This window comes from Erwinia sp. JUb26 (genome assembly GCF_003751505.1).
Classification (GTDB): Bacteria; Pseudomonadota; Gammaproteobacteria; order Enterobacterales; family Enterobacteriaceae; genus Erwinia.
The window spans coordinates 437524-449959 of record NZ_RJVB01000001.1 but is presented as its reverse complement, the minus strand read 5'-3'; the positions used below and the strand labels follow the sequence as shown (position 1 = coordinate 449959).

Here is a 12436-nt window from a genome sequence, read left to right as displayed (position 1 = left end):
CCCCTTACAACTCAATTTGGTACTGCTTGTTATCACGCGGATTTTTCTTCAGATCGCAGACCATGGCGGTATCGACCGGTGCCTGGTGGGTGAAGGTTTCCAGAATCTTCATCTGGTGATTTTCTACCTCTGCGATATGCACATCCAGCGTGCAGTGATGGGTTGCCGGGTCGACGATCAGCTGGCCGCTCGGCGAGGTGAGTGAGATACCGGATTCCAGCGCTCCAATCACCTTCATGCGGTCGATATCCCCGGCCTTTCTCACCCCTTCCGCCCAGATCAGCATGCCCTGATAAGCGCCCATCGCCAGATCGCTGATGTAGGGCACGCTGCTGCCGAAGCGGGCCTGGAATTTTTCCACGAAGGCTTTGTTTTCCGGCGTCGGAATTTCCTGCATATAGTTGGCGCAGACCAGAATGCCGTTACTTTCCTCCGGCGACAGGATGATGTGTTCGTTGCCGCCGCCAAACACCGTGGAGGCAATCGGGATCTTGCCGCTCATGCCCGAGGCGTGCCACTGGCGATAGAAGGAGATATGCGCCCCGCCGACCAGCGCGGACCACACCATATCCGGCTTCGCGCTCTGGATTTTTGAAATAGCGGCACCGAAATCCGTCACGTCCAGCGGGAAGAACTCCACGGCGACGGTTTCCCCGTCGTTATCCTTGACGAATTTCTTCACCCAGGCCGAGACGATCTGCCCGTAGTTGTAATCCGCCGCGAGGATGTAGACTTTTTTGCCCCACTTTTTCATCGCGTAGGGCACCAGCTTCTCCACGGTTTGCGCGGGCGTCGAGGCGGAAGAGAAGTAGTTGCGGTCGCAGACGCCGCCCTCATACTGCGCGGGATAGAAGTAGAGAGAGCGGAAACGGTCCAGTACCGGACGGATCACCTCGCGGGAAGCCGAGGTAATGCCGCCGTGAACCACCGCAACTTTATCTTTTAATGCCGCCTGCTGGGCATACTGCGCATAAAGCTGCATGTTGGACTGTGCATCATAGTTAATTACCTGCACCGGTCGACCGACCAGGCCACCAGCCGCGTTAATTTCTTCGGCGGCAAGATTAATGGCATCCGACATCGGCTTGCCGTAAATATCAAGGCCGCCGGACAGGTCCAGAATACTGGCGACTTTAATCGCCTCTTTGCCGTCAGCGGCCAGGCTGAATTTTGGCGCAATTCCCGCCGCCATGCCCAATACGGATAATGCAGATCCCTGAATAAATGAACGACGACTAATAGCCATAGCACCCTCGAAGTGAAGTAACAGCGTGAAGTAAGAAGATTGACGGGTTCGGACTGAAGCAATCAGAGATACGCAGACGGCGCTGTCTGCACGGTGTTGAAAGGCGGGCCACGTCTTTGGGGCCGATCGTATCAAGCAATTATCTTGCCATCTTTTTACGAATCATGACAAACACCGTTATTTGAGCGGGGAAACACAACTCGGAAATATATTATTTAATCGTAAATTTATAACCCCGCACCAATAAAAAGCAGCCAGCACCACGCCGGTGCAATAATATTATTTATCATCATTACACCGGCTGTCCGTGATAACAAAGCGTCTGTCCTTGACAACAAAGCAATTATTATCTTCCCCCGAAAAATCTCACGAGAAAATATCGCCAGCGATGCTAACTTTCATCAACGACCGATATTACTCAATACAGTAAACAACCCGTTTTATTTATCTATGGTCACCGTCATGCACACTGACCCGCAGGAACGCGCCAGGCGTTGAAAAAGGTGAGCCCGCTCACGAAATCCAGTTTTTAGCGTTATCCCCCCTTGTCAGCCTGACGTAACTGAGGAACTATTTGCGTCAACAAATCAGGATTGCTACTGAATCTCAGGCAAAACCTAAACAGCTTTTCATGGACCGTGGTCCGTCTGAAGCTGTTTAGGTTTTTTTTTGGCCTGAATTCAGTAACGGCCCGTTGACAAGATGTCAGAACCAGGAGCATACGATGAAGTACCAGGCGTTATCAGAAGAGATCCTGCAAGGGGTGGGCGGCAAGGCAAATATCAGTGCGGTGATACACTGCGCCACCCGCCTGCGTTTTAAGCTGAAAGACAGCAGCAAAGCCGATACCGCCGGGCTGAAGAACAATCCGGGCGTGATTATGGTCGTGGAAAGCGGCGGTCAGTATCAGGTGGTGATCGGCAATCACGTGAGTGATGTTTATCAGGCGCTGCTGTCCGTGGCAGGCCTCAGCGACGGCAGCGACACCCACGGCGACGGCGAGAAAGGATCGCTGTTTGCCCGCCTGACTGACGTTATCTCCGGCATTTTCACCCCGTTCATCGGCGTGATGGCTGCCTCCGGTATCCTGAAGGGTTTACTTTCCCTGGCGCTGGCACTGAACCTGGCCAGCGAAGAGTCAGGCCTGTACAAAATCCTGTTTGCCGCCAGCGACGCGCTGTTCTACTTCCTGCCGGTGGTACTGGGCTACTGCGCGGGTAAGAAATTCGGCGGCAACGCCTTCACCACCATGGTAATCGGTGCGGCGCTGGTGCATCCAGTGATGCTGGCGGCGTTTAACGCCGAACAGGGTGGTGCCGCGCCGCTGCACGTCTTCGGCGTGCCGGTGATTCTGATTAACTACAGCTCGTCTGTGATCCCGATTATTTTTGCCGCCTGGCTTTCCTGCCGGGTGGAACGCGCCGTGCACGGTCGCCTGCCCGGGGCCATTCGTAATTTCACCACGCCGCTGCTGTGCCTGGTTATCACCATTCCGCTGACCTTTATGGTGATTGGCCCGGCGGCCACCTGGCTCAGCCACATGCTGGCCGACGGCTACCTGGCGATTTATCAGTTCAGCCCGACGTTTGCCGGTGCCTTTATGGGCGCGTTCTGGCAGGTCTGCGTGATCTTTGGCCTGCACTGGAGCCTGGTGCCGATCATGATCAACAACCTGAGCGTGATCGGTTCAGACACTCTGCTGCCGCTGCTGATGCCCGCCGTGCTCGGCCAGGCCGGTGCCACGCTCGGCGTGATGCTGCGCACTCGCGATGCCAAAACCAAAGGCATCGCCGCCTCCGCCTTCAGCGCCAGCCTGTTTGGTATTACCGAACCCGCCGTCTACGGCATCACCCTGCCAAACCGCCGTCCGTTTATCTTCGGCTGCATCGGCGGCGCGCTGGGTGCCGCGGTGCTGGGCTTCTGGCACACCACCTCTTATTCCTTCGGCATGCCGTCGATCTTCACCTTCAGTCAGGTGGTGCCGAAAACCGGTTTTGACGCCAGCGTGATGGCCTCGTTTGCCGGTGCCATCATCGCCCTGGTCTTTGCTGTCGTCGCCACCTGGCTGTTTGGCCTACCCGCCGCGAAGGCAGAAGAGGCGCCGGTTCCTGCGCCGCAGGCGGTGGTCAATCCCGATCTTCTGGCTAAAACCCAGATTGCCAGCCCGATGACCGGCGCGGTGATCGCACTGGAGCAGGTGGCGGATGAAACTTTCGCCAGCGGCCTGCTGGGCAAAGGCGTTGGCATTCAGCCCACCCTGGGCCGCGTGCTGTCACCGGTGAACGGCACCGTGGCCTCGCTGTTCCGCACCCGTCATGCGATTGGCCTTGAGGCCGATAACGGCGCTGAAGTGCTAATCCACGTCGGCATCGACACGGTAAAACTCGACGGCCTGCACTTCACCGCACATGTCAGCCAGGACGATCGGGTAAGCGTCGGCGATCTGCTGCTGGAGTTTGATATCGAGGCGATCCGCGCCGCCGGCTACGACCTGACCACGCCGGTGCTGGTCAGCAACAGCGATGACTATATCGACGTGCTGGTCGCCAGCCAGCAAAGCGAAGTAGCCGCGGGCGAACCCCTGCTGGCGCTGATTAAATAATTTTTCACAAGGAGAACCATCATGACTCAACGTTTCCCACAAGATTTCCTCTGGGGCGGCGCGGTTGCCGCTAACCAGGTTGAAGGAGCCTGGCAGACCGACGGTAAAGGCCTGTCGACTTCAGATCTTCAGCCACAGGGTATTTTCGGCGAGCGCGTGGAACGCCAGGCAGGCGACTCAGGCATTAAAGATCTGGCCATCGACTTCTACCACCGCTATCCGGAAGACATCAAGCTGTTTGCCGAGATGGGCTTTACCGTGCTGCGCACCTCGATTGCCTGGACCCGCATCTTCCCGGAAGGTGATGAATCTCAGCCGAACGAAGCCGGTCTGGCCTATTACGACCGTCTGTTTGATGAGATGGCGAAATATAACATTCAACCTATGGTGACACTGTCACACTACGAGATGCCGTATGGCCTGATCAAAAAGTACGGCGGCTGGGGCAGCCGAACCACGATTGCCTGCTTCGTGAAGTATGCGGAAACGGTATTCGAGCGCTTTAAGCATAAGGTTAAGCACTGGCTGACCTTCAACGAAATCAATATGTCGCTGCACGCGCCGTTTACCGGCGTCGGCCTGCCGGAAGAGAGCAACAAGCAGGCGGTGTATCAGGCCATCCACCATCAGCTGGTGGCCAGCGCACTGGCGGTCAAAGCCTGCCATCAGATCGTTCCCGAAGGGAAAATTGGTAATATGCTGCTGGGCGCGATGCTCTATCCATTAACGCCAAACCCTACCGACGTGATGGAAACACTGCAGCAGAACCGCGACTGGCTGTTCTTCGGTGATGTGCAGACCCGCGGCTACTACCCGGCGTATATGACCCGCTTCTTCCGGGAAAACGGCATCACGCTGGATATCACCGAGCAGGACAGAATTGACCTGCGTCAGCCTGTCGACTTTATCTCATTCAGCTACTACATGACCGGCTGCGTCACCACCGACGAAGAGCTGAACCAGAAAGAGCGTGGAAACATTCTTAATATGGTGCCGAACCCACATCTGGCGAGTTCCGAATGGGGCTGGCAGATCGACCCGGAAGGCCTGCGATATTTGCTGAACGTGCTGTACGACCGCTATCAGAAGCCGCTGTTTATCGTTGAAAACGGCCTGGGCGCCCGCGATACCGTGGAAGCCGACGGCGCGATTAACGATGACTACCGCATCGCCTACCTGAACGATCACCTGGTGCAGGTGCGCGAGGCGATCGATGACGGCGTTGAAGTGCTGGGCTACACCTGCTGGGGCCCGATCGATCTGGTCAGCGCCTCTAAAGCCGAGTTCTCCAAGCGCTATGGTTTTATCTACGTTGACCGCGATGACCAGGGTAACGGCACCCTTACCCGCACCCGTAAGAAAAGTTTCTTCTGGTATCAGGACGTGATTAAAACCCACGGTGAATCACTGAAATAAACTCTCCGGGCAGTGACGCTGCCCGATTAATTAACGCCCCCATAATGACTGTTCCGCAATAACGGGAACAGGGGGCGTTGTCGTGCCCTAACCCTTCACAATGAATATAAAAAATGAACAATATCTCTCTGTGTTTAAATAATAAGAACCGCCTTGCGCTGCTCGCACTCGCCGTGGGAATGGGGACTTCCACCGCGTACGCGCAGGCGTGGAACGGCACCGCGCTTGGCTTCCAGGCCCCGCAGGAAGGGCTACTGGGCGATATGCTGGGTGTTCGCCCGATTCTGGAAGAGAACGGCTTCCATTATAATTTAGGCTATTTAAGCCAGGTTTCTTATAACGCCGGCGGCGGATATAATCACGATAAGCATGCCGCCTATATCGACCAGTTTTCATTAACCTTCGCCCAGGATTTAGAAACGCTGACCGGTATTCCCGACGCCAGAATTGAAGGGAATATCGTGAATCGTAACCATAACGACAGCCTGACCAATAAACGATTAAAAGACGACCGGGTTAATTTCAACGATATTTCACAGGAAAGCTACGGCGGCCAGTCGATTACCCGCCTGGGCTGGCTGACCTTCTCGCGTACCTTTGACGACCGTCGCCTGCAGTGGCGCATTGGTATGATGAACAAAAACCAGGACTTCGACCAGATTATTCCCTGCGACTTCCAGCTGCTGTCGCAGTGCGGCGGTAAATCCGCTAACTCGATGACCTGGTATAACTGGAATGCCCACTACTGGGGCACCACCCTGCAATATAAGCTGACCGACGAGCTGACAATCAAGGGCGGCATTATGGAACAGAACCCGGACGCCACCTCCCGCAGCCACGCGTGGAGCTGGTCGACTAAAGGCAGCAAGGGCATGCTGCTGCCGCTGGAGCTGGAGCTGAAAACCCACGTCAACGATCTGCCGGGGATCTATAACGTCGGCGTGCTGTTTACCAACGCAAAGCAGAACGATCTGTCCGAAGGCAAATCGCAGTCGCGCGGGGCCGATGACCCGAAAGGCTACCGCAGTTACAACCGCACCTGGTTCCTTTATACCGGTTTTAACCAGCAGCTGACCCGCCACGCGGATGACGCCACGCGCGGGCTGAGTACCTCATGGAGCCTCGGCCTGAGCGACCAGCGCAGCAACTATATGCATGCCACGCTGGCCGGTTCCCTGCGCTACCACGGCCTGTTCGACGCACGCCCGGATGACTGGATTGGTTTCGGCGCCAGCTATATCAAAATGAGCGATCATTATCGCGATAATCAGCAGGCGCTGAACGATATTCAGGGCGTGGATGACTACGGCAACCCGCTGTACAGCCCGCTGCCAGGCCACTCGGTGAACGCCGAACTGTACTATCGCCTGCGCGTGACCTCATGGCTGGAGCTGCAGCCCGCGCTGCAGTACTGGCATCGTCCCGGCGGCCTGAAAGAGACTCAGGATGCATGGGTCACCGGACTGAAAACGGTGGTCACCTTCTGATTTAGCCTCTCTTTATCCGAGGCATAAAAAACGAGTGCTGGCGTAAAAGCCAGCACTCGTTTTCGTTATCTGCACAAGTCATTCGCAGTGGGATCCGTGATCCGTCGATAAAGCGGAACCCTTTGGCTGCGCCCGGCACGCCTCAGCCCGAGCGGCTTCGCTACATTCGCAACTTATATCAGGCTTCGTCGTCGCTCTCACCCAGCGCCAGCGTCTCTTTACGCACCCGTTCGATATGAATGGTCAGGAACATGCGTTCTTCACTGCCCAGCTTGTACTGGTAGTTTTTAATGATGTGGCGATCGATTTTATCCACGCACTTATACGCCTGCGGATAGCGATCGCGCACCACGTCGTGCAGCGATTCATCGTCACTGTAGACGCCCTGCTTGCCGAGCATGCGCTGGGAGAAGAACTTCAGGTGGGTGACAAAGCGGTTGTAGCTGAGGGAGTCGGTCTGGTAGTCCAGCTGCAGCTGATACTTCACGATATGCAGGATCTCCTGCATAAATTTGGTGATATGCATCACCGCCGGCATTTCGCTGTCCAGCTGCGCGTTGACCAGATGCAGGGCAATAAAACCCGCTTCATCATCGCTCATCCGCACCTTCAGGCGCTTTTCGATAATATCCAGCGCCGCCAGGCCGATGCCGTACTCCTTCGGATACAGGCTGCGGATCTCCCACTGAAGCACGTTGCGGATCGGCAGATTCTGCTGATGGCGGACCAGCGCAAAATGAATATGATCGGTCAGCGCAATCGCCACCTGTCCTTCATGCAGGGCGGTGCCCAATTGCTGGCGCGCCAGTGCGATCACGCATTCGCTGGTGATGACCACTTCAATAGGGATTTCCGACAGCAGTTCGCTTAATCGTCCGGTCAGCTCGCGGCTTTTCAGGGCGAAGGTTTTCTCCACCAGCTGTGGGTCCAGTTCGTCGTCCGCGCGTTTTTTAAACGCCAGACCGCGTCCCATCACCACCTGTTCGTTGCCGTGCTCGTCGTGAACAATCACCACGTTATTATTTAATACTTTCGCTATTTTCATTTCCCGGCCCGAAAAACAAAAAAACCCGACCGCCGGAGAATCCGACAATCAGGTTTTGCCTGTATGATTACAGTAACAATCCAATTCAGCTACGATAATGGATAGATAGCCAGTCTCAAGTCCCTGGCGACCGAATTGTGATGTAACTCCCGATTTACCGGTTCGGTATTGAATCGTAAGTGTGTTTGCACGTCAATCGGGTGAAGCTTCACCGTACTTGCGATTTGCCCATTTTTGGGTACTATTACCAGGTTAGTAACACCCTGCAGGGCGTTACTAACCGACTTCTACCCAATGTTCTTTGCAGGATCTATTCTGACAGGGCACTGGAGGTTTCAAATGAAAATTGCATCTATCATCAAATTTCCTCAATCATTCAACGTCAATGTCTCTCACGATGCAGATGAAGGCGTCTGGGTGGCAGAGTGTGAAGAACTCGGTCTGGTTACCGAGGCATCCACGTATGAAGAGTTGACCCAGCGTGTATGGGATATTGCGCCCGATCTTTATCAGATGAACGGTCTTGGCGAAAATCCTGAGCATCTCCGCCTTTCGTTCAATCATCAACAATCTTATTCGGAAAGAATCGCCCTCTGAACAATGGGAACGGGACTGTATCCAAAGCTAACGGAACTGCTGTCGGCTGCCGGGTGTTTCTTAGACCGGCAGGGCAAGGGCAAGGGCAAGGGCAAGGGCAAGGGCAAGGGTAGCCATGAAATATGGTACAGCCCTGTTACACAGAAAAAATTCTCTGTGCCGTTCACTATCGTTTCAAAACATACTGCAAATGGTATTTTGAAGCAGGCGGGAATGGAAAAAGCGTTTTGAAAATAACCCCGTCAAAGTTAAAGCCCCTGCCCGGCACCACGTATTCATCTCACCTGACATTCCGATACCAGTGATCTGTTACCCGCCGTTACAGCGACCAACCGAATGATGCCTACGGCTGTATTTAAGGCCATCCGGCAAAGTTCATATGTTGAAAAACGTTTCTTGCCCACCACGAGACAAAATCTACGAGAAAGGCCACCAGCAAATGCTGATGGCCTCTGTATTTCTTAATCGCTGCCGATCGTCTTTGAAGGCTGGTTAATCACTAGTGCTTCAGAATATACATCGTCCGGCTGTAGGCAACGTCTTCGGGGTTGGTAATCGGGTAGCCCTTCACGTACGGTTTGATCAGTCGGCCGTTGGTGTACTGATAAATCGGTGCAATCGGCGCGCGCTCCGCGATCATCTGCTCGGCGCGGTTATAGTCGTCGTTGCGCGCTTTCGTACTGGTTTCCCGGCTGGCCTGATCCATCAGCGCATCGTATTCCGGGCTTTTAAAGCGGGCGATATTGCCGCTGTGGGACGAGGTCAGCAGGCTGAGGAACGTGGACGGCTCATTATAATCCCCGACCCAGGAGGCACGGATAATATCGAAGTTGCCACTATTGCGGCTGTCGATGTAGGTTTTCCACTCCTGGTTTTGCAGCTTAACGTTGACCCCCAGATTTTTCTTCCACATCGACGCCACGGCGATAGCGATTTTCTGGTGCGTTTCCGATGAGTTATACAGCAGGGTCAGGTCCAGCGGCTTAGACGGGCCGTAACCCGCCGCCGCCAGCAGGGATTTTGCCTGCGCGTTGAGATCGGCCTGGCTGTGCTGCTGCAGGAAACTTTCCTTCGGCGTAAACCCGGCGGTCACGTCCGGCGTGAAGTGCCAGGCCGGTTTTTCCCCGGTGCCCAGCACCTTTTCGGCGATGATTTTACGATCGATGCTCCACGAAAGCGCCTGACGCACCCGCACGTCGGCCGTCGGTCCCTTCTGGGTGTTGAAGGCGTAATAGTAGGTACCGAGCTGGTCCGGGGTATACACCTCGCCCGGCAGCTGTTTTTTCAGCAGGCCGTACAGCTCTTTCGGGAAGGATTCGGTGATATCGATATCCCCGGCACGGTAGCGTTTAGTGGCGCTCGACTCTTCACTGATCGGCACAAAGGTCACTTTGTTCAGCACCGAGTGCGCGTTATCCCAGTAGTTCGGGTTGCGCACCAGCACCAGCTTTTCGTTCACCACGCGGCTTTCGAGCTGATACGCCCCGTTGCCGACCAGATTGCCGGGGCGCGTCCACTGGTCGCCAAACTGCTCGACGACTTTTTTCGGCACCGGGAACAGGCTGAAGTTGGCGGTCAGGCTGACAAAATACGGCACCGGTTTATCCAGCGTCACTTTCAGGTGGGTGGCGTCGGTTGCCGTCACCCCCAGTTTGTCCGGCGTCATCGTCCCTTTCACAATCGCTCCGGCGTTTTCAATGCCCGCCAGTTCGGCAAACCACGCGAAGGTCGAGGTGTTTTTCGGATCGACCAGACGCTGCCAGCTGTATACGAAGTCGTCGGCGGTGACCGGATCGCCGTTGGACCAGCGGGCATCCTTACGCAGGGTAAAAATCCAGGTTTTGTTATCGTTGCTTTGCCAGCCGGTGGCGACGCCGGGAATGATTTTGCCGCTGGCATCCTGATTGGTCAGCCCTTCAAACAGATCGCGGATCACCGGGATTTCCGGCAGGCCGACGGCCTTCACCGGATCCAGCGAGGCCGGTTCATCTTTGATATGGCGTACGATTTCCTGGCTGGCCGCCAGCTGGGCGCCTGGCGGCACATCGGCAGCGCGTGCGGCAGAGGAAATACACAGCGCCAGCACGGCGAGCGCGGGAACAGAAAAAGCCTTCTTCATTAAGACATCCTTAGCTGTCAGCAGCAGATGATAAGCGGCGGGTCTGAAATATTGCAGAAACTGTAGCGCAGTTTGTCGTGGAACAGGCATATTTTTCAACGGGCTGTGTTAAAAGCCTCACTTTTTTCTTTTACCGCCTGCGGCCAGCGCTCTGCTACGCTGATTTGAGTATAGTGTCTGCCTTGAGCACTTTTTCTGGAGCCGAATATGTCGTTACTTCATCCCCGCCCGCTGCGCGGCCGCCTGGACACCAACGGAAAACAGTACGGTCAGTCTCTGCTCGGCGCGCCGCTGCTGTGGTTCCCGGCTCCCGCCGCCGATGAGGAGAGCGGGTTAATCCTTGCCGGCACTCACGGCGACGAAACCGCCGCCGTGGTCACCCTTTCCTGCGCCATGCGTTCATTACAGGACCAGCACCGCCGCCATCACGTGGTGCTGGCGGTAAATCCGGACGGCTGCCAGCTGGGGCTGCGTGCCAATGCCAACGGCGTGGATCTTAACCGCAATTTCCCGGCGGCCAACTGGAAGAATGGCGATACGGTCTATCGCTGGAACAGCGCGGCGGCGGAGCGGGACGTGCTGCTTTCTACCGGCGATCGCGCCGGTTCCGAGCCGGAAACGCAGGCGCTGTGCCAGCTGATCCACCAGCTTAAGCCGCAGTGGATCGTCACCTTCCACGAACCGCTGGCCTGCATTGAAGATCCGCATGAAAGCCCGCTGGGGCACTGGCTGGCGGAGCAGACCGCACTGCCGCTGGTAACCAGCGTCGGCTACGCCACGCCAGGTTCGTTTGGCAGCTGGTGCGCCGATCTTAACCTGCCCTGCATTACCGCCGAGCTGCCGCCCATTTCAGCCGATGAAGCCACCGAACGCTATCTGGCGGCGATGGTGGCGCTACTTCGCTGGCACCCGTGACAGTTCGATGCGCCCGCAGCTGAACGGCAGCGCGGGCTCCGCATCCACCGCCAGCCACGTCGGGCCGTCGAGGTCAACAAATCGCGCTTTTGGTGCCAGCGGCAGCGCGGCACGGATAGCGCGTGAGGTGCAGAGCATACAGCCGAGCATGATTGCAAAGCCCTGCGTGCGCGCGTCCGCCGCCAGCGCCAGCGCTTCGGTCAGGCCGCCGGTTTTATCCAGCTTGATATTCACCATCTCGTAGCGGCCGCGCAGCCCCGGCAAATCTGCGCGCGTGTGGCAGCTCTCATCGGCACAGATTGGCAGCGGGTGGATAAAGTTTTCCAGCGCGGCGTCTTCCCCGGCGGGCAGCGGCTGCTCCAGCATCGCCACGCCGAGATCGGCCAGCAGCTGGCAGCGCGCCGCCAGGCCTTCGGCGTGCCAGGATTCGTTGGCATCAATAATCAGCGTCGCTTCGGGAACCGCCGCGCGGATCGCCACCAGCCTTTCGGCGATCAGATGGTTATCCAGCTTAATTTTTAACAGCTTCGCGCCGTTCTCCCACAGCGCCAGCGCGCTGCTGGCCATCATCTCCGGCACATCAATGCTGACGGTTTGCGCCATATCAATCACCGCAGGCGCCTGCTCTTCGGCCAGTTGCCAAAGACTGCGGTGGGTCAGCCGCGACTCCAGCTGCCACAGCGCGCTGTCGACAGCGTTGCGCGCCGCGCCCGCGGGCAGCACCTGCTGGAGCTGCTCGCGGCTCATGCCCTGTTCAATTTGCGGAATGATGCCGCTAATCAGCGCCAGCACCGACGCTTCACTCTCGCCGTAGCGCGCATAGGGCGAGCACTCGCCCTGCACGTTAACCCCCTGCGCTTCCAGCTCAACCACCACCACGCCCACTTCATTGCGGCTGCCGCGCGCGATGACGAACGGCGTATGCAACGGCCAGCTCTCCGGATAGACCTTAACTGCTCTCATGCTCATGTCCTTACACGCCCTGGGCTTTTAATTTGTTATCGTTTTT

General features: G+C 56.6%; 10 protein-coding genes. 6 read left to right on the top strand and 4 right to left on the bottom strand.

Going from position 1 to position 12436, the window contains the following annotated elements; all coding sequences use genetic code 11:
- Positions 1–4 precede the first annotated feature (4 nt).
- Positions 5–1246, bottom strand: coding sequence for an ABC transporter substrate-binding protein (locus EC836_RS02075; RefSeq protein WP_123329665.1), 1242 nt, complete (start codon positions 1244–1246; stop codon positions 5–7).
- Positions 1247–1970: 724 nt separating this feature from the next.
- Between EC836_RS02075 and bglF the strand changes: the two genes are divergently transcribed.
- The 3 genes from bglF to EC836_RS02060 all read left to right on the top strand — a co-directional run bounded on the left by bglF (position 1971) and on the right by EC836_RS02060 (position 6751).
- Positions 1971–3848, top strand: coding sequence for a PTS beta-glucoside transporter subunit IIABC (gene bglF / locus EC836_RS02070; protein WP_123329663.1), 1878 nt, complete (start codon positions 1971–1973; stop codon positions 3846–3848).
- A 21-nt stretch (positions 3849–3869) separates the two neighbouring features.
- A complete protein-coding gene (locus EC836_RS02065; protein ID WP_123329661.1) occupies positions 3870–5264 on the top strand; it encodes a glycoside hydrolase family 1 protein in 1395 nt (464 codons plus the stop codon).
- Positions 5265–5443: 179 nt separating this feature from the next.
- Complete coding sequence (locus tag EC836_RS02060; RefSeq protein WP_233599113.1) at positions 5444–6751, top strand: carbohydrate porin; 1308 nt, start codon at positions 5444–5446, stop codon at positions 6749–6751.
- 178 nt (positions 6752–6929) lie between these two features.
- Here the strand turns inward: EC836_RS02060 and licT are convergent, their stop codons facing one another.
- Positions 6930–7796, bottom strand: a complete 867-nt coding sequence (gene licT / locus EC836_RS02055) for a BglG family transcription antiterminator LicT (protein WP_123329656.1) — start codon at positions 7794–7796, stop codon at positions 6930–6932.
- A gap of 339 nt (positions 7797–8135) precedes the next feature.
- Here licT and EC836_RS02050 point away from each other — a divergent pair, with 339 nt between their 5' ends.
- Positions 8136–8393: a DUF1902 domain-containing protein gene (locus EC836_RS02050; protein WP_123329654.1), complete on the top strand. Its 258-nt coding sequence runs from the start codon at positions 8136–8138 to the stop codon at positions 8391–8393.
- 3 nt (positions 8394–8396) lie between these two features.
- Entirely contained in the window at positions 8397–8624 is a 228-nt protein-coding gene (locus EC836_RS02045; protein ID WP_123329652.1) for a type II toxin-antitoxin system HicA family toxin, read from the top strand.
- 268 nt (positions 8625–8892) lie between these two features.
- Here EC836_RS02045 and EC836_RS02040 read toward each other — a convergent pair whose 3' ends face one another.
- Positions 8893–10512 (bottom strand): ABC transporter substrate-binding protein, encoded by a 1620-nt coding sequence (locus tag EC836_RS02040; protein ID WP_123329648.1) that lies wholly within the window; start codon positions 10510–10512, stop codon positions 8893–8895.
- Positions 10513–10719: 207 nt separating this feature from the next.
- On the opposite strand from EC836_RS02040, the gene mpaA reads away from it, so the two are divergent.
- Positions 10720–11427, top strand: a complete 708-nt coding sequence (gene mpaA, locus EC836_RS02035) for a murein tripeptide amidase MpaA (RefSeq protein ID WP_123329646.1) — start codon at positions 10720–10722, stop codon at positions 11425–11427.
- Here mpaA and ycjG read toward each other — a convergent pair.
- Positions 11407–12390, bottom strand: coding sequence for an L-Ala-D/L-Glu epimerase (gene ycjG / locus EC836_RS02030; RefSeq protein WP_123329644.1), 984 nt, complete (start codon positions 12388–12390; stop codon positions 11407–11409). The two genes, mpaA and ycjG, sit on opposite strands and share 21 nt — an antisense overlap.
- Positions 12391–12436 lie beyond the last annotated feature (46 nt).